Annotated in this window: 19 protein-coding genes; 9 read left to right on the top strand and 10 right to left on the bottom strand. The window is 68.5% G+C overall.

The window, feature by feature from the left end; genetic code table 11:
• Positions 1-155: 155 nt before the first annotated feature.
• On the bottom strand, positions 156-2,519 hold the full coding sequence (locus AC07FN_RS44170; protein ID WP_478401084.1) for a xanthine dehydrogenase family protein molybdopterin-binding subunit: 2,364 nt from the start codon (positions 2,517-2,519) through the stop codon (positions 156-158).
• A gap of 296 nt (positions 2,520-2,815) precedes the next feature.
• Between AC07FN_RS44170 and AC07FN_RS44165 the strand changes: the two genes are divergently transcribed.
• From AC07FN_RS44165 to AC07FN_RS44155, 3 genes are all read left to right on the top strand, one after another.
• Positions 2,816-3,388, top strand: coding sequence for a GNAT family N-acetyltransferase (locus tag AC07FN_RS44165; protein ID WP_478401083.1), 573 nt, complete (start codon positions 2,816-2,818; stop codon positions 3,386-3,388).
• A gap of 279 nt (positions 3,389-3,667) precedes the next feature.
• Positions 3,668-4,033, top strand: a complete 366-nt coding sequence (locus AC07FN_RS44160; protein ID WP_478401082.1) for an STAS domain-containing protein — start codon at positions 3,668-3,670, stop codon at positions 4,031-4,033.
• Positions 4,034-4,306: 273 nt separating this feature from the next.
• Positions 4,307-4,525: a hypothetical protein gene (locus tag AC07FN_RS44155; protein WP_478401081.1), complete on the top strand. Its 219-nt coding sequence runs from the start codon at positions 4,307-4,309 to the stop codon at positions 4,523-4,525.
• An 85-nt stretch (positions 4,526-4,610) separates the two neighbouring features.
• On the opposite strand, the gene AC07FN_RS44150 is transcribed toward AC07FN_RS44155, so the two are convergent.
• Positions 4,611-5,054 (bottom strand): DUF4383 domain-containing protein, encoded by a 444-nt coding sequence (locus AC07FN_RS44150; protein WP_478401080.1) that lies wholly within the window; start codon positions 5,052-5,054, stop codon positions 4,611-4,613.
• 169 nt (positions 5,055-5,223) lie between these two features.
• Between AC07FN_RS44150 and AC07FN_RS44145 the strand changes: the two genes are divergently transcribed.
• Positions 5,224-6,624, top strand: a complete 1,401-nt coding sequence (locus AC07FN_RS44145; protein ID WP_478401079.1) for an Nramp family divalent metal transporter — start codon at positions 5,224-5,226, stop codon at positions 6,622-6,624.
• A gap of 59 nt (positions 6,625-6,683) precedes the next feature.
• On the opposite strand, the gene AC07FN_RS44140 is transcribed toward AC07FN_RS44145, so the two are convergent.
• Both AC07FN_RS44140 and AC07FN_RS44135 read right to left on the bottom strand, forming a co-directional pair.
• A complete protein-coding gene (locus AC07FN_RS44140; protein WP_478401078.1) occupies positions 6,684-7,082 on the bottom strand; it encodes an SDR family NAD(P)-dependent oxidoreductase in 399 nt (132 codons plus the stop codon).
• A 584-nt stretch (positions 7,083-7,666) separates the two neighbouring features.
• The gene (locus AC07FN_RS44135) at positions 7,667-8,431 is read right to left on the bottom strand and encodes an SDR family NAD(P)-dependent oxidoreductase (RefSeq protein WP_478401077.1); all 765 of its coding nucleotides are present in this window, start codon (positions 8,429-8,431) and stop codon (positions 7,667-7,669) included.
• A 124-nt stretch (positions 8,432-8,555) separates the two neighbouring features.
• Here AC07FN_RS44135 and AC07FN_RS44130 point away from each other — a divergent pair, with 124 nt between their 5' ends.
• The 4 genes from AC07FN_RS44130 (at position 8,556) to AC07FN_RS44115 (ending at position 12,066) form a co-directional block, all read left to right on the top strand.
• A complete protein-coding gene (locus AC07FN_RS44130) occupies positions 8,556-9,050 on the top strand; it encodes a GNAT family N-acetyltransferase (RefSeq protein WP_478401076.1) in 495 nt (164 codons plus the stop codon).
• The gene (locus AC07FN_RS44125) at positions 9,047-9,514 is read left to right on the top strand and encodes a GNAT family N-acetyltransferase (protein WP_478401075.1); all 468 of its coding nucleotides are present in this window, start codon (positions 9,047-9,049) and stop codon (positions 9,512-9,514) included. Before AC07FN_RS44130 ends, AC07FN_RS44125 begins: the two co-directional genes overlap by 4 nt.
• Positions 9,511-10,047, top strand: a complete 537-nt coding sequence (locus tag AC07FN_RS44120; protein WP_478401074.1) for a GNAT family N-acetyltransferase — start codon at positions 9,511-9,513, stop codon at positions 10,045-10,047. The genes AC07FN_RS44125 and AC07FN_RS44120 overlap by 4 nt, the downstream gene beginning before the upstream one ends.
• Before the next feature lie 78 nt (positions 10,048-10,125).
• Positions 10,126-12,066, top strand: coding sequence for a KAP family P-loop NTPase fold protein (locus tag AC07FN_RS44115; RefSeq protein WP_478401073.1), 1,941 nt, complete (start codon positions 10,126-10,128; stop codon positions 12,064-12,066).
• Here AC07FN_RS44115 and AC07FN_RS44110 read toward each other — a convergent pair.
• On the bottom strand, positions 12,057-13,733 hold the full coding sequence (locus AC07FN_RS44110; RefSeq protein WP_478401072.1) for an acyl-CoA dehydrogenase family protein: 1,677 nt from the start codon (positions 13,731-13,733) through the stop codon (positions 12,057-12,059). The genes AC07FN_RS44115 and AC07FN_RS44110 overlap by 10 nt on opposite strands.
• Before the next feature lie 174 nt (positions 13,734-13,907).
• On the opposite strand from AC07FN_RS44110, the gene AC07FN_RS44105 reads away from it, so the two are divergent.
• Entirely contained in the window at positions 13,908-14,396 is a 489-nt protein-coding gene (locus AC07FN_RS44105) for a SixA phosphatase family protein (RefSeq protein WP_478401071.1), read from the top strand.
• 43 nt (positions 14,397-14,439) lie between these two features.
• Here AC07FN_RS44105 and AC07FN_RS44100 read toward each other — a convergent pair whose 3' ends face one another.
• The 5 genes from AC07FN_RS44100 to AC07FN_RS44080 form a co-directional block, all read right to left on the bottom strand.
• Positions 14,440-16,011: an alkaline phosphatase D family protein gene (locus AC07FN_RS44100; protein WP_478401070.1), complete on the bottom strand. Its 1,572-nt coding sequence runs from the start codon at positions 16,009-16,011 to the stop codon at positions 14,440-14,442.
• A gap of 141 nt (positions 16,012-16,152) precedes the next feature.
• On the bottom strand, positions 16,153-16,548 hold the full coding sequence (locus tag AC07FN_RS44095; RefSeq protein ID WP_478401069.1) for a hypothetical protein: 396 nt from the start codon (positions 16,546-16,548) through the stop codon (positions 16,153-16,155).
• A gap of 682 nt (positions 16,549-17,230) precedes the next feature.
• On the bottom strand, positions 17,231-18,520 hold the full coding sequence (locus tag AC07FN_RS44090; protein ID WP_478401068.1) for a YlbE family protein: 1,290 nt from the start codon (positions 18,518-18,520) through the stop codon (positions 17,231-17,233).
• On the bottom strand, positions 18,517-19,404 hold the full coding sequence (locus AC07FN_RS44085) for an alpha/beta fold hydrolase (protein WP_478401067.1): 888 nt from the start codon (positions 19,402-19,404) through the stop codon (positions 18,517-18,519). The genes AC07FN_RS44090 and AC07FN_RS44085 overlap by 4 nt, the downstream gene beginning before the upstream one ends.
• Positions 19,405-19,451: 47 nt before the next feature.
• Positions 19,452-20,486, bottom strand: a complete 1,035-nt coding sequence (locus tag AC07FN_RS44080) for a sodium:solute symporter family protein (protein WP_478401066.1) — start codon at positions 20,484-20,486, stop codon at positions 19,452-19,454.
• Between the last annotated feature and the right edge of the window lie 112 nt (positions 20,487-20,598).

Genomic DNA, 20,598 nt, shown 5'->3' with positions numbered 1-20,598 from the left:
GAGGTCTACCGCGCCCTGACCACCACACCAACCGAACGAACCAGTCAAAACGACCTTGCTCCTGCCGCTTGACATCTATAGGAGCATCCCCGGACGACGAAGGGCGTCCCCCGCTGCTCGGCGGGGGACGCCCTTCGCGTGGGACTCGAACCTGATCAGGCGACGGCCTCGTCGGCGTCGTCCGGGGTGTCGTCCGGGCGCACCGGCAGCGTCTCGAACGCCGCCGGCGGCTCCTGCCAGTGCGTCGCGGACGCACCGGCCTCGATCGCCCGCCACACCCGCTCCGGGGTGGTCGGCATGTCGATGTGCCGGACCCCGAGGTGCTTGAGCGCGTCCACCACGGCGTTCTGCACCGCCGGGGTCGAGCCGATGGTGGCGGACTCGCCGATTCCCTTGGCGCCCAACGGGTTGTGCGGGCTCGGGGTCTCGGTGTTCGACACCTCGAAGGACGGCAGGTCCGCCGCCGACGGGATCGTGTAGTCGGCGAGGGTGCCGGTCTCCGGGTTGCCCTCGGCGTCGAAGGTCACCTGCTCCCACAGCGCCTGCGCGATGCCCTGCGCCGCGCCGCCGTGCTGCTGGCCGCGCACGATCATCGGGTTGAGCACCCGGCCGCAGTCGTCCACCGCGACGTGCCGCAGCGGCCGGACGAACCCGGTCTCGGTGTCCACCTCGACCACCGACACGTGCGCGCCGAACGGGAACGTCGCACCGCCGGGCGCGAAGTCGACGTTCGCGGCCAGCCGGTCGCCGTCGTCGGCGGCGGTGCGGGCGAGCTCCGCCCACGCGATCGTCGCGCTCGGCACCCCGGCCACGCCGAGCTCGCCGCCGTCGGTCACCTGGATGTCGTCGACGGACGCCTCCAGCCGGGACGCCGCGAGCGCCTTGGCCTTCTGCAGCACCGTGGTGCCGGCCTCCTGCACCGCGCTGCCCGCGATCTGCAGCGACCGGGACCCGCCCGTGCCGCCGCCGCGCGGCACCTGCGCCGTGTCGGACTGCATGAACTCGATCGACTCCATCGGGATGCCCAGCGTGTCGGAGACGATCATGGCGAACGAGGTCGCGTGCCCCTGCCCGTGCGCGGACGTGCCGACCTTGATCCGGGCGCCGTTCTCGTGCACCTCGACCTCGGCGTACTCGCCCGAGCCGCCGCCGGTGATCTCCACGTACGCGGCCAAGCCGATGCCCAGCAGCACCTTCTCGCCGGCGGCGATGCGCCGGGCCTGCTCGGCGCGCAGCGCGTCGTAGTCGGCCAGCCGCAGGGCCTCGTCGAAGGGCAGCTCGTAGTCGCCGCTGTCGTAGCTGGCGCCGACCACCGTCTTGTACGGGAAGGATTCCGGCACGAGGAAGTTCTTGCGCCGCAACGCGACCGGGTCCACGTCCAGTTCGGCCGCGGCCAGGTCCATCATCCGCTCCAGCATCGCCGCGGCCTCCGGCCGCCCCGCGCCGCGGAACGCGCCGGTCGGCGTGGTGTTGGTCATCGCGGCGACGGCGTCGTAGCTGATCTTCGGGATCTGGTAGACGCCCTGCGACATCATGCGCGTCGAGCCCATGGCCAAGATGCCGCCCCAGCCCGCGTAGGCACCGGAGTCGCCGATCACGCGGCAGCGCAGCCCGACGATCGTGCCGTCGCGCTTGAGGCCCAGCTCCGCGAACTGCACCTGCGCCCGGCCGTGCGGCATCGCCTGCATGTTCTCCGAGCGCGTCTCGATCCACCGGACCGGCCGCCCCAGGCGGTTGGCGACCGCAACCGCCACCGCGTGCTCGGGGATCACCCCAGCCTTGCCGCCGAACCCGCCGCCGACGTGCGGGGAGATCACCCGCACCCGTTCCGGCTCCCAGCCGAACGCCTTGGCCACCCCGTCCCGCAGGCCGTGCGGCATCTGCGTCGAGACGTGCACCGTGGCGTCGTACTCCTCGTCCGGGCCGCCCGGCTGCACCGCGATCGCGTTGCCCTCCAACGGAACCACCGCGACGCGCTGGTTCTCGATGCGGGCCCGGACCACGACGTCCGCCTCGGCCAGCACGTCCGCCCCGACCGCGTCGCGATATCCGGCGGCCACGTTCGAACCCAGCTCCGGGAACTGCTGCTCCGCCTCGGGATCCAGGGCCAGCTCCGGGTCGGCGACGGCGGGCAGCGGGTCGTAGTCGACGTCGACCAGCTCGATCGCATCGGCGACCGCCGCGGCGCTCTCGCCGACGACCACGGCGACGGCCTCGCCGACGAACCGGACCCGGTCGGTGGCCAGCGGCGGCCGGGCGCACTGCGCGTTGAGCTCGATGAACGGCGGCGGAATCGGCACGTCCAGGTCGGCCGCCGTGAACGCCGCGACGACGCCCGGCGCGGCGGCGGCCGCCGTGACGTCCACATTGCCCAGCCGCGCGTGCGCGAGCGGCGAGCGGACGAACCCGAGGTGCAGCATGCCCGCCAGTTCGAGGTTGCCGACGTAGGTGCCCCGACCGCGGAGCAGTTCCGGGTCCTCGACCCGTTGGACTTCGGTCCCCAGCAATGAACCCACCATGTTCGAAACCCTATCCGTCCCGTCGCCGACAAGCACCGGAAATCCGGTTGCGGTCGGGGCCCAACGCCGAACACCCGCCGGAAATTCCCGCTCCGTCCCCAATCGGGCGGCACCGGAGCCGACCGGGCCGGATGTTCGGCCCGGTGACCCCTCGTGAGCGGTTCGGTCCGCCATGGCGAATGGCCTCTTGTTTCCATGCTGCTATCCAGGTTCTGGCGAGCGCCCCGGCTCTGCGCGAACTGGGCGGTGCCCGCGAAGACCGCATTGGCCCTGGAATGGGCGGTTATCCTGACAGCATGGCTCGGCAGCTGGTCACGGACAGGTTGCTCCTGAGGAGCTGGCGCATCGAGGACGCAGAAGCGGCGCTCGACGTGTACGGCAACGCCGAGGTGACGCGGTGGCTGAGCCCGATCATGGAGACGGTTCCCGGCCTCGTGGCCATGCGCCTGTTGTTGCGGCAGTGGATCGCCGAGGACGTCAGAGCCATCCCGCCCGTGGGACGTTGGTGCATCCAGCGACGCGAGGACGACCGTGTGATTGGTGGTGCGTCCCTGCTGCCGCTGCCGCCGGGCAATCAGGACCTTGAGGTGGGATGGCACGTACATCCGGAACTCTGGGAACAGGGTTACACCGGTGAGGCGATGTTCGCGCTGGTTCGATGGGCGTTCGAGCACGAGGTCGATGAGCTCTTCGCGGTGGTCCGGCCGGACAACGTCCAGGCTGCGGAGACGGTGCGCGACAACGGCATGGAATGGGCCGGGAAGACTGACAAGTACTTCGGGCAGACCGTGGAGCTTTACCGGCTTCGGCCGGCGGACCTGGACCGTCTGGCGCCGCGTGCGGACCTGCCGCCTGGCTACGGCACGTAGTGACGGCGGGGCCGCGACCGGACCGACGGTCGCTTCCTGCTCTTTCCGGTCCCGGAAGCGTAGGGTTGCGGGTAGCTGGCTGAACTGGTTGCTCCTGCAATCGACAGGGCTGCTCCCACCACGTCACCCGTTGACACGCCGCAGGGCCGCTCTCTCCACAGCTCTAGCGAGCCGACCGACCATCCTGTTCGGCTTGGATTGGATCATTCCATGACCATCCGAACGCCCGTGCGTGCCCTGCAACGCCCGGGACTTCTTCTCGTCCCCGCTGAAATGCCCGTGCCAACGTCGTCTGGCCTGCACTTGGAAGCCATCGGGTTCGAATCCACTCTTCGGCTCCGCCTCACCTATCCCAGCCACGACGTGGTCGTGCTGACCGCGACCGGCGAAGTCGATACCGCAACGGCCCCACGAGTGGCCGCCCTGCTGTGGCCCCGACTGCTGACCAAGCTGTCGACCGTTGTGCTGGACCTAAGTGGCGTGACCTTCCTGGGCGTGGCGGGGTTGGAACTGATCATCGCCGCGCTCGCCTGCGCACCCCACCGGGACGTGGAGTTCATCGTGGCCGGCGGTTCCACCGCCGTCGAACGAGCGTTGCGCGCAGGCGGGCTGGACAGGTCCAGCCCCACCCTTCGCACGGTATGAACCATCGACCTCCTGAACAACAACGAGGCGGCTCGCCAATTCCCCCACGCTCTTCAACGAGCGCGTGCTCGACGCACTGACCACCGAACATGCCAACGCGAGAAGCCTTCGGTCGCTGTTCGAGCGCTTTCGCTGCTGCATTCCCAGATCCTCGCGAAGCCCGATCAACTCGGCGGCCGGCGGGGCACCACCTCACCGGCCCAAGGTCGTAATGCCCTGTGCTTCCAACCCACGGCATTCGCATGCTGAGGCGAGAAGGACGAAGGTACCGAAATGGACGGTTTCGTGATCCGGTACGGGCCGCAGGACTTCGAGGCGCGGCTATCGGTCACCCGGACGGTCGGCGGGAGCTGGCGGCTCACGTACAGCCTGCCGGGTCATGCCGACGTGAACGTCGGGTTCGACACCGAGGACGAACTACGCCACGAGATCAACACCGTGTTGGCAGTGTCGATGGAACCGGCCATCGACCCCTCTGTTGAAAACCTCTGACAGCGGGCCCGCACGCCAAGCGTCCGCCCGAATCGGCTGTCCGGGGGTGCCGGGGCGGTCCCGGATGTGGTCAGCGCCTACCGCCTCAATGCCTGGGGACCATGCGGCGCGGCCGGACCGGGCGCGGCGTCGACTCCACGCCGCACAGGATGATGAAGCCGAGCACGGCCAGGCCCGCGTGCAGGAAGTTCTCCGCCGGATGCAACAGGAACGGCGTTCTCCCTTCCCCCGCAGTGCTTTCCGCGGTGCCGTAGACGAACAGCATCACGCCGCCGACCATCTGCACCGCCGCGAACAACGCCACCCCGCGCCGCCACGGCACGGCGACCAGCGCCAGCGCCCCGGCGATCAGCAGCAGGACGCTGTGCGCGGTGTTGAGGTGGAAGACCACCAGCACCGCGGCGCCTCCCGCCTGCCGACCGGCGTTCACCAGTCCCAGCAGGCCGAGCAGGATCAGCAACAGGCCTTCCGCGCCTAGCACCAACTGCCAGCGCGCCAGCGGGCGCTGCCACCGCGAACGGGAAACCACCGGGCACCTCCGGACGCGCTCGCCTCCCGAATGCCCGTCGCGGGGCGATCGAAAACCTGCGTCGAACCGTGCTTCCCAGTCCGTTGACCGGCCCCGTTCGCAACTGTAGTTTTCACATCCACAAATTAAGCTTCACAAATGTGAAATTCTGAGCACAAGGGAGTGCCCGATGGGAACATCGGTCGCGAGCGGCGACGATCCGTACGTTCTCACCGCGGACGGCGTGAAGGAACCCCCCAAGGGCTGGAAGTCCAGCCTCCGCTATCTCGGCCCCGGCCTGATCGTGAGTGCCTCGATCGTCGGTTCCGGCGAGCTCATCGCCACCACCGCGCTCGGCGCGGAGGTAGGTTTCGCCCTGCTGTGGATGGTGATCCTGTCCACCGCCGTCAAGGTCGCGGTGCAGGCCGAGCTCGCCCGCTGGACGATCATCACCGGCAAGCCCGCGCTCACCGGGTTCAACCAGGTGCCGCCGAAGATCGGCCGGGTCGGCTGGATCAACCTGCTGTGGATGCTCATGGCGCTGTCGAAGCTGCTGCAGGTCGGCGGCATCGTCGGCGGCACCGCGGTCGCGATGAGCATGCTGATCCCGGTCGGCGGCGATCCGCTCGGCTCCACCTCGCTCACGGTGTGGACGATCATCATCGTCGCCGGCAGCATCGCGCTGCTGTACTCCAACAACTACAACCTGATCGAACGCGGCGCCTTCGCGCTGGTGGCGGTGTTCTCGGTGGCCACCGTGGTGATCGCGCTCGGCCTGCCGTTCACGCCGTTCGGCTACAGCGGCGGCGACCTGCTCAGCGGCCTCACCTTCACCATTCCCGCCGGGGCCATCGGCGCCGCGGTGGCGATGTTCGGCATCACCGGCGTCGGCGCCGACGAGATCACCTTCTACACCTACTGGTGCGTGGAGAAGGGCTACGCGCGCTGGGTCGGCCAGAACGACGGCAGCGAGGCGTGGCAGAACCGCGCCCATGGCTGGATCAAGGTGATGTACAAGGACGTCTTCCTGTCCTGGGTGATCTACACCTTCAGCACCCTGGCGTTCTACATCATGGGCGCCTCGGTGCTGAATCCGCAGGGCCTGGTGCTCAAGGGCAACGAGATGATCACCACGCTGTCGCAGATGTACACCGACGTCATCGGCGAGTGGGCGGCCGTGGCGTTCCTCATCGGCGCGATCGCGGTGCTCGGCTCCACCCTGTGGGCCTCGATCCCGAGCTGGTCGCGGATGTACGTCAACGTCCTGGCGGAGCTGGGCGTGATGGACTGGCACAACGCCCGCTCCCGGCAGAAGTGGATCCGCGGCTTCACGGTGGCGCTGCCGATCCTGTGGGGCGCGGCCTACCTGTTCGTCAACTCGCCGGTGGTGATGGTGCAGATCGGCGGCATCATGACCGGCATCTTCCTACCGGCGGTGGTGGTCGCGACCTGGTACCTGCGCAACACCCAGGTCGACAAGCGCCTGCACGGCTCGAAGGCCTTCAACGCCCTGCTGGTGATCAGCAGCATCGCGATCAGCCTGCTGGGCGTCTACAGCCTCCTCAGCGTCTTCGGCGTCTCCTTCGACTGACGAACGAGGCGAGGGGCACCCGCAACCCGGTTCCCGCGGCCGCGGGTGCCCCTGGTCCACTACTTCAGGCTGTAACCACCGTCCACGGCAACGACCTGTCCTGTGACGTAGCTGGCCTCCGCGGATGCCAGGAATGCGATCACGCTCGCGATCTCCCCCGGCTCGGCAATCCGGCCGAGCGGGGTCTGATCGCGGAACTTCGCCAGGAGCTCCTCGTCCGCCCCGCGCGTCATGTCCGTCCAGACATTGCTCGGCGCAACGCCGTTGACCCGGACAGCCGGCGCCAACTGCTTCGCGAACGCCTTGGTCAAGGTGACGAGACCGCCCTTCGCCACCGAATAGGCCAGCACGGGAGCCTGGCCGAGCAGCCGCGTTGACATCGGCAGGGCGCAGCGGGACCGCGTTGAACACGGCCGGACGCCGGTCACGAACCGGGCTCGGCTGAACGGCACGAGCACCCAGTACAGCATCGGCGGCGGATGGTCGTGCGCGTGAAACGCCTACGGCGCCGCCATTTTCGCCCGGCCGGACCGGTTCCGCGGCCACTGCCGGATCGCCGGGCGGAGTCGTTGCGCGACTGCTGCTCGAACGATCCTGCTCGTGCTTCTCGTACCAGGACAAGATGCCGACGAGCACCGTCAGCACGACGACACCCATCCACGGCCACAAGGCGCCGGGCTGGTTGGTGGCCACGTTGCTGAACAGAGCTACCGCCGACGTCACGACTGCGGTGATCAGCGGTCGGGAGACGGGACGCATCCTGCGGATCGGGCTAGGCGTGCGCATCACCACCCCAGAACAATCGCCGATCCATGCTAGGCGATCAGACGGCACAGTCCCGAACTTCGACTGTCCGCCGACGCTGCGAACCCGAACAGCGCAACAGGTCCGATGGGGGTGAGAACAGACTGGCGCAGGCTGCTACGCCAAGAAGCGCAACCGCACCGGCTCCCGGCACGATGGCACGACTCGGCGTGCTGGTGAATCCGGGGCGGAGCATGCGACGGGCGCCGCTGTTCCAGCGGCGCCCGTCGTCGTGGGATCAGCGGGGGGCCATGCGGATGGCGCCGTCCAGGCGGATCGTCTCGCCGTTGAGGTACGGGTTCTCCACGATGTGGCAGGCCAGCGCGCCGAACTCGGCCGGCTCGCCCAGGCGCTTCGGGTTCGGCACCGAGTCCTCCAGCGACTTGCGCACGTCCTCGCGCAGCCGCCCCAGCAGCGGGGTGTCCATGATGCCGGGCGCGATGGTGCACACCCGGATCGCCTTGCTCGCCAAGTCGCGCGCCGAGCACAGCGTCATGCCGACGATCGCCGCCTTCGACGCGGTGTAGGCGATCTGCCCGATCTGCCCGTCGAACGCCGCCACCGACGCGGTCAGCACGATCGCGCCGCGCTCGTCGTCGACGGCGTCGTGCTTCGCCATCCGCGCCGCGCCGAGCCGCAGCGCGTTGTAGGAGCCGACCAGGTTCAGCTGGATGACGTCCTCGAAGGGCTCCAGCGCGCCCGGCTGACCGTCCTTCTCCACCAGCCGGATGCGGGCCCCGCGCCCGGCGCAGTGCACCAGCGCGCGCAGCGGCCCGACCTCGTCCGCGACGTCGAGGGCGGCGGCGAATTGCTGCTCGTCGGTGATGTCGGCGGGCGCGAAGCGCGCGGCGTCGCCGAGTTCCTTGGCGACCTCCGCGCCCTGCGACGTCGGCAGGTCGATGATGGTGACCTTGGCCCCCGCCTTGACCAGCTTCTGGGTGGTGGCGAGCCCGAGACCGGACGCCCCGCCCGTCACCGCCGCCGAAATGCCTTCCAGACGCATGCGCAGATCCTTTCCACACCGGTGTGCTCGGCCCATTCAAAGCACGCCCTTCGACGCCGGTCAAAGTCCGGTTCGCGAACGGAACCGAAGGCCCGGCCTATATCCGGTGGACAGGCCGGTGAGAATGCATGACGTGAACCAGCACTGGATCGTCGAGCAGGTCGGCGTGGAAGAACCCGTGGTCGTTGCGCTGCTGCGCGAGTACACCGACGAGATGGTCAGGCGGTACTACGGCCGCCCTGCCACCACGGCCGAGATCGACGAGACGATCGCCGACGATCCCAACGACGGCCTGCACCCGCCGGAGGGCGTGTTCCTGATGGCCCGCAACGGGGCGGAACCGTTCGGCTGCGTCGGGATCCGCCCGATGGAACCCGGCATCGCGGAGCTCAAGCGGATGTACGTCCGGCCGCAGGCCCGCGGCCTCGGCGTCGGCACCGGGCTGCTGGCCGCCGTCGAGCAGCACGCGAAGGAGCTGGGGTTCCGGTCGATCCGCCTGGACACCCGCAACGATCTCGTGGAGGCCCGCAACCTCTACGCCAAGAACGGCTTCCAGGAGATCCCGGCGTTCAACCAGGGCCCGTACGCCGAGCACTGGTTCGAGAAGAAGCTGTCTTGAGCGGGCAAGTCGAGCGCCTGACGGTCGCGGACGCCGGCGAAGTGCTGACGCTGCAACGCGCGGCGTACGTGACCGAGGCGCAGGCCCACGACGACGTCCGGATGCCGCCGCTGATGCAGTCCCTCGACGACGTGCGCGCCGACCTCGCCCGGCCGTCGTGCCTGGCGTGGGGCTGCCGCGAGGCGGGACGGCTGGTCGCATCGGTTCGCGTGGAGCTCAACGGGGCGACGGCGGAGCTGGGGCGGTTGATGGTCGCGCCCGACCGGCAGGGCCACGGCCTCGGCACCGGCATGCTGCTGCACGCCGAGCGGAACCTCCCGGCGCAGGTCGAGGCGATCGAACTGTTCACCGGCGAGCACAGCACCTCGAACCTGCGGCTCTACCGGCGCATGGGCTACGTGGAGACCCACCGGAGCCCGGCGGGGCACTACGAGCTGATCCACTTCCGCAAGAGCCTGCGATGAGCTCGGCGGGCGGCATCAGGCCGCAGGTGGTCCGGACCGAGCGGCTCGACCTGATGCCGCTGCGCATCGACCACGCCGCGGAGATGGCGAGCGTGCTGGCGGACCCGGCGCTGTACGCCTTCATCGGCGGTGCCCCGCTCACGCCGGAGGAATTGCGAGCCCGCTACGAGCGGATGCTCGCCGGCCCGCCGGATCCCGAGGTGTCGTGGTGCAACTGGGTGATCCGGCTGTCCGGCGAGGAAATCCTCGTCGGCACGGTGCAGGCGACGCTGAGCCCGGCCTACCCGGGACCGATCGCCGAGATCGCCTGGATCGTGGGCGCGGACTGGCAGAAGCGGGGCATCGCGTCGGAAGCGGCGCGCGGCCTGGTGGACTGGCTCCGCCGGAAACCGGTGCGCGCGGTCCTCGCCCACATCCACCCGGACCACCACGCATCGGCGGCGGTGGCGACGGCCGCGGGCCTGCGACCAACGGACCAGTGGCACGACGGAGAGCTCACCTGGCGCCTGCCCCTGGACCGGACGACGGGCTGAACCACCTAGATCGTTTTCCCCATCCGCGCGCCGAGGAACTGCCATACTCCTCGACGTCTTGCGGAATCGGAGGTGGCGGTGACCACGCGGTTCGTGGTGCTCAACGACCAACCGGTGGAAACCGGGGAGGACGACCTGCTCGACGCCGCGGCCACGGCCCGCGCGCTGGTCGACCTGATCACCGACTCCCACGTCTCCACCCCGTTCACGGTCGCCATCGACGCCGGGTGGGGCATGGGCAAGAGCAGCCTGATGCGGCTGATGCGGGCGCGATTGGAGGAACACGGCACCCCGACGGCCTGGTTCAACGCCTGGACCTCCGGCGCCGACGCGCTGGAAGTGCTGATCAAGTCGGTGCTGCTGACCTTCGACCGCAACATCGTGCGGCGGGCGTACCACCGGCTGGCGAAGCGGCGCCGGGCCTTGCGGGTGTTCCGGCTGCTGCTCAAGGTCGTGCTCAGGTTCTTCGGGGTGCACCGGCTGGTCGATGAACTGTGGCGGCAGCTGTCGGTCGATGCCAAGTCGCGCAACGAAATCCGCGACGTCGTGCACGACATGGCCAAGGACTGGGCGGACGGCGGCGGCTCGGACGGCCGCCAGCTCGTGGTGTTCATCGACGACCTCGACCGCTGCTCCGGCGACGTGGTGCTCGCGGTGTGCGAGGCGATCAAGCTGTACCTGGACGTCCCGGGGCTGGTGTTCGTCATCGGCTGCGACCAGGCGGTCCTGGCCCGCAACATGCAGGAATCCGGCGGCTCGGCGGGGCATGCGCTGGGGCACCTGGAGAAGATCGTGCAGGTCTACTACCGCACGCCCGCACCCGATCAGGAAAGCGTGCGGCGGCTGATCGACGGCTTCGCGGACCGGTCCGGCACGAAGGAGCTGTTCGGCGACGGCGTGACCGCGCTGATCGCCCAGCGCACCAGGCGCAATCCGCGCCGGATCAAACGGCTGATCAACAGCTTCGTCCTCGAATACCACCTGAACCAGGACTGGCAGCGCTTCGGCGCGTCCGCGCTGGTCCGCGTCATCCTGCTGCAGCACTTCTACCCCGAGTTCTACCGGAGCCTGACCGCCACCGGTGACAGGGACATCGTTTCGGAATTCCTGGCCTACACCTCGGTTCGCGAGCGCTGCAAGGCGGGCAACCACCCAGGTGACGACGAGTTCTTCACCAACCACCAGGTGGCGCCGCCGCCCGCCGGCGCGGACCACGACGTGCTCCTGTCCTCATTGGACAGGGTCGAGCAGGAACTGCCCGTCTTCTTCCCCGGATTGGCGGCGGATAAGGATTTCGTGTCGCTGATCCGCGAACTCTTCCAGGAAGCAGACTTCGACGAACTCCGGAGATATCTGCAGCACGGCCGCCCCGGCGGCCTCTCATCGCCCGGCGCACTCGCCGACGACGAATTCATGAATGCATTCGTGCTGAACCGACCAGCGAGAAGTCCCGATGCCGTCAGGTTGCAGACCACGCAGAACGACCTGTTGGCTTTGATGAGCGACCTGCGCGGCCCGAACGACCCACAAAGCCTGCGAGATCTGCTGCACCAGAACATCGACGCGGTGAACGCATGGCCGACCCTCGTCCAGCCGGGAGATGACAAATCCTCCCCGCTCCTCCGTGTTTTGTGGATCGACGACTCCTTTACACCTGACCTTGCGGACGACGCGAAGCTCGATCTGATCGCCGGCGCGCACAGCCGAGGCGTCCGGTTTTTCCAGACGGGGATCGGCGACCTGGAATCCACGAAATTCGTTATCCAGCGATTCAAACCCGGCCTACTGATCTCGGACATCACCCGCGACGGCGACCCGAACGCGGGACTGGACGACCTCGCCGCGCTGCGATCCGACGGGATCTACGACGGCCCCGTCATCTTCTACACCAGCAGGGTCACCCCGTCCCGCGTCAAGCGCGCCGAGGAGCTCGGAGCGCTGGGCGTCACCGCCGATCCCCGCGAGCTCATGTCCTGGATCGAGCGTGTCGTGGCCGACCGCGACACCGCTCAGGACTGAGCCGCTTCGGCCGGGACGTCGCCTCCGTCGGCGAGTTCCGGGAGCCAGCGGAGGGCTTCCGGCACCGGGTCCGTTCCGCGCACCGCGTGGTGGAGATATGTCTTCGCCACCAACAGCTTCCGGTAGCCCCGACCGCTCCTGGCTTCGTGGTCCGCCTGCTCGAACAGCAGGGACGCCATCGTCGTGCACGCCGCCAGGGTCGTGAAGTCGCCGCACATCGCCTGGGCGTACTCGTCGGATTCCGACAGCAGGGACTTGCCCAGGGTTCGCAGGCCCTCCACCTCGGTGAGGAGTTGCTCGGCCGCTGCTCTGACGTCCGCATCCTCGATGCGTTCCAGGCGCTGCTGGGCCGTGTCCGCCAGGAGTTCGTGGGCGTTGTCCTTGCGGATGCAGCGCAGGACGTCCAGCGCGATCACGTTGCTGGAGCCCTCCCAGATCGAGCCCAGGTGCGCGTCCCGCAGCAGGCGCGGGTTGACCCAGTCCTCGATGTAGCCGTTGCCGCCCCGGATCTCCATCGCCTCGCCGGTCACCTCGCGTGCCAGCTTGCACAGGTGGTGCTTGCCCAGCGGCGTCAGCACCCGGATCAGCCGGCTCGCGTCGGCGTCCCCCGCGTCCGCCCGGTCCAGCGTCGCCGCCGCCTCCAGCACGAACCCGAGGCCCGCCTCGGTGTGCAGCATCATCGGCAGCAGCGTTCGCCGCATCAGCGGCTGGTCGAACAGCGGCTTGCCGAACGCCACCCGCTGTCGCGTGTGGACGATCGACTCGTGCAGCGCCCGCCGCATCAGCGCCACCGCGCGCATCGCGTTGGACAGCCGCGACACGTTGACCATCTCCGCCATCTGCACGAAGCCGCGCGAGAGGTCGCCGACCGGCAGCGCGTAGCAGTCCTCCAGCGTCACCTCGCCGCTGGCCATCGAGCGGGTGCCGAGCTTGTCCTTGAGCCGGTCGATCCGGTAGGTGTTCCGGCTGCCCTCCGGGCGCAGCCTCGGCACCATGAACAGCCCGAGTCCCTTGGTGCCCGCCGGCCCGCCGGGAACCCGGGCCAGCGTCAGGATCACGTCCGCGTTCACGTTGGAGGCGAACCACTTCTGGCCGCGCAACGTCCAGTGCGACCCGTTCGGGGTGGCCTCCGTCGCGGTCTGGCCGACGTCGCTGCCGCCCTGCTTCTCGGTCATGAACATCGCGCCGGTCAGCAGCGAGTCGAACCGGGGCGAGCTCAGCCCGTCGATCTCGCGCTCGAAGACCTCCGCGTCGCCGAACCTGCGCAGCACCCGAGCCGCCGAGTCGGTCATCGAAACCGGGCAGAACAGCCCGAACTCGGACTGCACGAACACGTACGACAGGGCGTACTTGACCACGTGCGGGATCTTGGTCGGCCAGCCGTGCACGCCCGGGCGGTGCGACATCGCGGCGAAGCCGAACCGCTCGAACGCCAGCCGCGACATCTCGGCGTACGCCGGGTGGTAGACGACCTCGTCGACGCGGTCGCCCGCGGCGTCGTACTGGCGCAGCCGCGGCGGGTTGACCTCGGCGACCGCGGCCAGCCGGTCCAGCTCGCCGGCGGCCACCTCGCCGACGTCGCGCAGGAGCGGCTCGACGCGGTCCACCTGGTCGACGTAGCGGGCCAGCAGCGGGCGCAGGGCGGGATCGAGGTCGGCGAAGTTCATGCCCAGCACGTTTCCACCGGGTCGCGGGGCTGTCCAATACGGAATCGGCGCCGCGCTGAGACTCCCGGCGACTCAATGCGTTCCGCGATGCGGAAGCGCGCCGGGTGCGGCAGCGGGTCGGCTCGGCCTCTACCGTGGGAGCAGGAATCCCGGCGAGCAGGTGGGCGGCGCGACATGACCGAGGCGGAACGGAAACTGGTGCTGATCCGGCACGCGAAGTCGGCCTGGCCGGACGACGTCGACGACTTCGACCGGCCGCTGACCGAGCGGGGCCTCCGCGACGCGCCGGCCGTCGGCCGGTGGCTGCGCGGGCACGCCGCGGCGGTCGAGATCGTGCTCTGCTCCCCCGCCGTGCGCGCCCGGCGGACGTGGGACCTGGCGGCCCAGGAGATCCCGGCGGAGCCGGTGCTCAAGCACGACGACCGGATCTACGCGGCCTCGGCCCGCGAGCTGCTGGCCGTCATCCGCGAGATCCCGCCCGCGGTCATGACCGCGGTGGTGATCGGCCACAACCCGGGCCTGGAAGACCTGGCGGGGCTGCTCACCGGCGAACCGGCGGAGCTCAAGACCGCGGCGATCGCGCTGCTGTCCAGCGCCGCGCCGTGGTCGGAGGTCGCGGAGTCCTGGGCGAGCGCCGCGACCTACGCCAAGCCCCGCGGCTGACCGATCGGGCACCTCCCCGGCGGGAGGTGCCCGGCCGGACCGGTCAGGCGGGCTGGACGCCGGGGCGGGTGTCCTCGACGACGTAGCTGGCCCGTGTCGAGATCGGGGCGTCGGGTCGCGAGATGAACGGGACCACCCGGTAGTCGCTGCGCCACAGCTCCGGCGTCAGCGTGCAGCGCACGTAGCCGCGCTGGGCGTTGAAGAACTTCATGTGCGGGTTCGCCGCGAGCATCGTGCGGCCCTCGTCGGTGATGTCCGCGCCGTCGCCGCCGCTGCTGATCGAGGTGCCGACGAACTCGCTGGCCACCGTGGGCGAGCCTGGGTCCTCGAAGTCGCGCTTGAGGTCCCAGGCGTAGTTCTGGTGCCGGTCGCCGGTGATCACCACCAGGTTTCGCACTCCACGGTGGGCCGCGCCCGCCAGCACCGCGTTGCGCTCCGCCACATAGCCGTCCCACGGGTCCATGAACAGCTTCTTCGCCGGGCCGGCGTCGAGGTCGGTCTCGCCCATCGGCGCCTGGTTGCCGAGGATCTGCCACCGCGACCGGTTCCAGGAGAACCCGTCCAGCAGCCATTCCCGCTGCTGCTCCCCGAGAATCGTGCGGCGCGGGTCCAGCCGCTCGGTGCAGTCGTACTTCGAGCCGTCGCCGCAGGGCTGGTCGTCCCGGTACTGGCGGGTGTCGATCATGGTCAGGTCGGCCAGGTCGCCGAACTTCAGCCTGCGGTGCAGCCGCACGTCCGGGCCGCTGGGCATCGCGGTGCGGCGCAGCGGCAGGTTCTCGTACATCGCCTGGAAGGCCGCGGCCCGGCGCTGCAGGAACAGCGCGGGGTCGGTGTTGTCCTGGGAGATCTCGTCGGCCCAGTTGTTGTCCACCTCGTGGTCGTCCATCGTGACGATCCACGGGAACGCCGCGTGCGCGGCCTGCAGGTGCGGATCGGACTTGAACAGCGCGTACTGCAGCCGGTAGCGCTCCAGCCGCTCGGTCTCCGACTTGAACTCGTCGCCGAGCGCGACGCCGCGCTTGTTGTCCGTCTGGTCGTACTCGTAGATGTAGTCGCCGAGGTGCACGACGAAGTCGAGGTCTTCGGCGGCCATGTGCTGGTAGGCGGTGAAGAAACCCTCCTTCCAGTGCTGGCAGGAGGCGAAGGCGAACGACAGCGAGGCCAGCGCGGCACTGTTCGCGGGCGCGGTCCTCGTCCGGCCGACCGGGCTGAGCTCGCCACCGGCACGGAAGCGGTAGAAGTACTCGCGTCCTGGCTGCAGGCCGGCGACCTCGGCGTGCACCGAGTGGCCGAGCTCCGGTGTCGCGGTGGTCTCGCCGCGCCGCACGACGTCGCGGAACCGCTCGTCGGTGGCCACTTCGTAGAGCACCTTCACCGGCTTGTCCGGCATGCCGCCGGCGCCGTCAGCGGCCAGCGGCTGCGGCGCCAGCCGCGTCCAGAGCACCGCGCCGTCGGGCATCGGATCGCCGGAGGCGACGCCCAGCGAGAACGGGTACCCGCCCCGCAGCCGGGTGTCGGCCGCCGCGCTGCTCCACGCTCCCGTGCCGAGCAGCACCGCGGCCGCGCTCGCACCGCCGAGACCCAGCACCTTGCGGCGATTCAGCTTTCCTGACATGCCTCGCTCCATCTGTCGCGAACTGGACAACGCAGCGATCTTGCGCAGCGGGAACGTCCGGTAGGCCGCGAGCAGGCGTCGCGGAGGTGAACGCCGGGCGAGCTGCGGCCGGATATGACCGCCAGCCCGCCCGGTGTCCCGCTACGGCAGGCTGATCGCCACCACGGCGCGCCCGAGGGCGGCGGCCTCGTCGGCGAGCCGGCGCGCCCACGGGTGCTCGTCCGCGTTCATGCCGCCGAGGTCGACGCGGAAGCGCACAACGTTCGGGCCGTGCACGACATCGGCCGTCCCGCCGTGCTCGGCGATCAGCCGTTGCACTGCGTCCGCCGCGTCCGGGCGCACGCTGATCACCATCCGGTCCGAGCCCGGCGCGGCCGGCACCGCCACCGGCGCGGCGGCAGCCCGCGGGGAGTTCGCCGTCTTCGGCCCGGTGATGGCGTTGCACAGCGGCAGAACCGGATCGAATAGGGCAGGGAATGTGCCGTCGCGGTCCCGGATTAGGAACCGCGCTCGGCAGCCTGCGTATTCGAGGTCCATGACGAGATTCCTGGTAGCTTGCGTCACCCAGGAGGCTGTCGGGTGTGCGGTGGCGCCCAGGATCCGGATCCGCCGGGTGGCGTGCTCGATGACGGCGAGGACGTACGTCCTCGCCCCGGCCAGGGTGACCGTCTCGAAGAAGTCGCTCGGGCGCGGCGGTGGCCAGGTCCGCCTCGGTAGTGCCGTGCGCGGCGTACCACAGGATGAGGATGGTCAGGCCCAGCATCGCAAAGGGCACGCTGCGCTCGACCGCGAGGCAGCGCCGGTTCGCGGCGTCCCCGGCTCCGATCAAGTTTTTCTGTCATACGGTCGGGTCGAGTCGGTCTCCCGCACCAGCACCACGGTGACCGGCCTGCGGTGCAGCGAGCCCCACCACAGACAACAGATCACGGCCACCTCCACCGTCGCGGTCGTGCCGTAACGAGTCACGTTCGTGCTCCGCCACGTGGTGGAGCCGCGAGGTCGGTGCAGGTGTCCAGTTTCTCGCCCCGGTGCGCCCGAGCATGATGGAACAACGGGCAGTTACCAAGCAACGCCGATGCTTCCCCCATCTCCAGGCCATGATCACGCCGCCACGCCGCACACCCCCACAAAACTGCGAAACCTCAGGGAGGACCGGAGACAGAAGCGGGATAACGAGCCAAGAAGGTGAAATAGTGTTCCGTCGTCTGTCCGGGGATGATCACGCGGTGAGCGCGGTGTCCGCTTCTCGGAAAGGTTTGATCGGGGCAATCAGGAGGCCGGCGCCAGCGTGACCGCCCTCGCGCAGGGCGGCACCCATGTGAATACGGGGCGTGATGCCCGTCCAGGCCGCCAGCGAGGCATCGATACCGTAAGGGACGCCGCGGAATCCCAGTGAGGGGATTTTCCATAGTGGATGTTCCGTGGCAGTGATGCGATACATCTCATTGGTGATACGCATCATCGCTTCGGCCGACCCGCCGCTGTAGTCCTGCAGTGAGAAGGCAGCGGCGGCTGCGAGTCCACCAAGGCCCACAGTTTCAGTGATCAGACTTTCGCCACCCATGAACGCAGTGTCCTCCACGCGGAGTCCCTCGAACAGCTTCGCTCGGAGCTCAGGGATAGGTGCACGGAACCATCTATCGCCTGTACCGGACGTTCGTAGGGCAAACTGCTTCTCGTTGAGCGCCATGGCCGTCACGATGCTGCTGTGCGGGATGCCTGTGGCGGCATCGGCGATGCACTTTCCCGTGGCCATGGCGACGTGGAGGAAGAAGAGGTCGTTCTGACTGATGAATGCGAGCACCTCTCGGGCGTAGGCATCGGCACCGTTGGCCCCGAGGAGGGGGTCAACCAACTGCTGAAACAGGACCGCCGTGGCCGCGGTATTCCGGCTGTGAAGGTCGTCTCCCATGCCGAGGGCGCGACGGATGATCGGATTGATCCGCACACCACCCGTCTGCCTAAGTGCGGCGGACAGCCGAGGCGCGAGCACGCGACGGATCCACATCAGCCGGTCATGCACCGTGGCATTCCAGACTCCGTAAGTGAGCCGCTGTCGGTCGCTGCCTTCGTACAGGACGCAATGTCCGCGACGACCGGATGCCGCATCCTGCACCACCAAGACCGGCATGGAGGCCGAGGTGACGCCAGTTACTGAGCCGACGCAGCCGTGGTCATGGCAGGGCCGCACGAGAATTTCGCCAGCGTGCAACAACCGGTCCGCCTCATCGAGGGTTTCAGCCAGACCTTCAAAGAGTGCGGCCCCGAGGACTGCCCTCCGCTGACCACCGGTGTACTCCCGCCATTCCATGGGCGCGCCTGACGTAAGGATCGTTCGTGGAGTCATTCCCGGCAACGCCTCAAGGGCGGGGGCCACGTCAACGAGCACCGGATCGACCGCGAGCATGGCCGATACCGCGGTCTCGTTGGCGCGCGACCGGAGATCGGCGCCGGCGTCCGTCAATGCCGGACGTTCAGCGGTCCGGGCGGTGCGGGAAGCGGTGGTCATGCCCACCTCCCTACGAAGTCGAGGATGGCGCTGTCGACTTCGGCCGGCTTGGATGCGCTGAGGAAATGGTGCCCGTCTGGGATCACTTCGAGGCGGGCGTCGAGTGAGCGGGTGAACAATCCTATTTCCTCCTGCGCGTTCGCGACCGAGTACACCTGGTCAGCGGAGCCGTGCAACCACAGCACCGGTGCGGTGACGTCGTCCAGCCGACCGTAGAGGCCGTCGCGATCGCGCAGATTGATCGTGCACAGGCGTAGCCGGTGGCGGCCTTCGTCCCCGGCGAAGTTGTGTCGGTAGGTTGTCAGCCAGAACTGGCGCTCCGTCGATGACAGCCCGCCTAGCGCGGCGTCAAAGGTGTCGTCAACGAACTGGTCGGGCACGACCCAGTCGTCGTCTACAGGCTCGGTGAAGGCGTCGATGAAAGGCGTGCAGAACGCGGGGGCATCCCAACATCCCAGGTCTCGGCTGCGCTGGCTTTCGACATCGAATGAGGTACCGAGTGGGATCAGGCCCTGCACGACGTCGGGCGCCAGCAGCGCCATGCGAGTGGCAATCCATCCGCCCTGAGAAGTTCCCAAGACGAACGCTTTACCGATGCCCAGCGCAGATAGCACTTGAAGGTTGGCGATTGCGCTATCCCAGTACGTGAAGTGGGGATAGGTGGCCCGGGTGCGGCCGTGCCCGTAGGGCTCCAACGCGAGCAAGTTGACCGCCGCGTTGAGATCCGGATCGGCATACTGGGGCCGGTACAGCTCGGCAGAAGTTGTGTAGGAATTGATCAGCACCAACGTAGGAAGCCTTGGATCGTACGGCTTTCCGAAGGTGACTCCGATTGACGATCCGCCGAGATGCGGGACGTCGACGGTTTCATCGACTCTGCTCATGACGTGCCTTTCTGTTGTGGCAAAGAGGGTTGGGGCGGATGCGGCGCTCATACGACGTCCGGCACGGCGTCGAGCTCGCGAACCGAAGCGGAGGGCGGGGTGGAACCGCTCTTGGCCGCAAGGAAGAGCTGGTCGACCCGATTCATCTCAGCTTTGCTGCTGGGCCACACCAGACTCGCGACCACGAAGACGACCAAGTTTGCGGCTAGTCCGACCAGCCCCGACGCCAGTCCGCCGAGCCATGGCACGGCGCCGCCGATGTCCATATAGGGCAGCGTCAGGGCCAGTGCGACAACGGCCCCAACAATCAGACCCGAGATGGCGCCGGCGCGATTTCCTCGACGCCAGACGAGCCCACCGAAAATCGGGACGGCGAGCTGGATGATCGCCTGATAAGCGAGCTGCGTAACTCCGGCCAGGTTCGGCGAGTCATAGATCTGATATGCGATGACCGCGGCGATTACAGCAAAGCCGGCCATGGCACCCTTCGCGAGGTAGAGCTCCTGCTTGTCTTTCAGCGGGCGAATCACACCGACGATGTCGTTCGCGAACTGCGTGCCGATGGCCTGCGTCACGCCGTCAACGAATCCCATGCCGGCGGCGAAGACGATGACCAGTGCGCAGGCGAGAAGCGCGATGCCGCCGGCGTCCTGGGATAGGGCGAAGAAGGCCAACACGGGCTGTTCGGCCGCCAGTGGAAGCGGCGCGGCGCACAGGGCGACGAGCATCAGCAGGACAAAGAACACGAAGCCGATGATCATCGTCTGCAGCGAACCCTTCTTGACCTCACGCACGCTCGCGGCCGTGTAGATGCGGGTGAAGATCATCGGCCAGCACAGGGAGCCGATGATGCCGGCAGCCACGATTCCGAAGTAGAACAGTCCGCCCTCGCGAGCTTCGAAGCCTGGCAGACTGAGCTGTGTCGCGGTCAGCTGGCTGAGGTTGCCCAGCCCGCCGAAGTAGAAGATCAGGAGGCCCAGGCACAGGACGGCCGCGCCGACATACGCGACGAGGCCCTGCACGATGTCTGTGACGATGAGACCGCGCATGCCCATCTGCACGGTCCAGAACTGCCGGATCACAAGCACGACGATGCCAATAAGAGTTCCTAACAGAGGGTTTTGGTGTGTCGGTAGCAGATGATGCATGTGGCCAGGCCGAGGAACGCTTCGTGGATGTCGTCGCGGCGTTCCC

Source organism: Saccharopolyspora sp. NPDC045941 (assembly GCF_056431445.1).
Note: the sequence above shows the minus strand (reverse complement) of the source record. Positions and strands in the feature narration are given on the sequence as shown.

What these genes read in the sequence shown, in the direction of transcription:
- AC07FN_RS44170 (WP_478401084.1), bottom strand. Translation starts at nt 2,519, where the DNA reads ATGGTGGGTTCATTGCTGGGGACCGAAGTCCAACGGGTCGAGGACCCG.
- AC07FN_RS44165 (WP_478401083.1), top strand. Translation starts at nt 2,816, where the DNA reads ATGGCTCGGCAGCTGGTCACGGACAGGTTGCTCCTGAGGAGCTGGCGC.
- AC07FN_RS44155 (WP_478401081.1), top strand. Translation starts at nt 4,307, where the DNA reads ATGGACGGTTTCGTGATCCGGTACGGGCCGCAGGACTTCGAGGCGCGG.
- AC07FN_RS44145 (WP_478401079.1), top strand. Translation starts at nt 5,224, where the DNA reads ATGGGAACATCGGTCGCGAGCGGCGACGATCCGTACGTTCTCACCGCG.
- AC07FN_RS44135 (WP_478401077.1), bottom strand. Translation starts at nt 8,431, where the DNA reads ATGCGTCTGGAAGGCATTTCGGCGGCGGTGACGGGCGGGGCGTCCGGT.
- AC07FN_RS44130 (WP_478401076.1), top strand. Translation starts at nt 8,556, where the DNA reads ATGCATGACGTGAACCAGCACTGGATCGTCGAGCAGGTCGGCGTGGAA.
- AC07FN_RS44120 (WP_478401074.1), top strand. Translation starts at nt 9,511, where the DNA reads ATGAGCTCGGCGGGCGGCATCAGGCCGCAGGTGGTCCGGACCGAGCGG.
- AC07FN_RS44110 (WP_478401072.1), bottom strand. Translation starts at nt 13,733, where the DNA reads ATGAACTTCGCCGACCTCGATCCCGCCCTGCGCCCGCTGCTGGCCCGC.
- AC07FN_RS44105 (WP_478401071.1), top strand. Translation starts at nt 13,908, where the DNA reads ATGACCGAGGCGGAACGGAAACTGGTGCTGATCCGGCACGCGAAGTCG.
- AC07FN_RS44100 (WP_478401070.1), bottom strand. Translation starts at nt 16,011, where the DNA reads ATGTCAGGAAAGCTGAATCGCCGCAAGGTGCTGGGTCTCGGCGGTGCG.
- AC07FN_RS44095 (WP_478401069.1), bottom strand. Translation starts at nt 16,548, where the DNA reads ATGGACCTCGAATACGCAGGCTGCCGAGCGCGGTTCCTAATCCGGGAC.
- AC07FN_RS44090 (WP_478401068.1), bottom strand. Translation starts at nt 18,520, where the DNA reads ATGACCACCGCTTCCCGCACCGCCCGGACCGCTGAACGTCCGGCATTG.
- AC07FN_RS44085 (WP_478401067.1), bottom strand. Translation starts at nt 19,404, where the DNA reads ATGAGCAGAGTCGATGAAACCGTCGACGTCCCGCATCTCGGCGGATCG.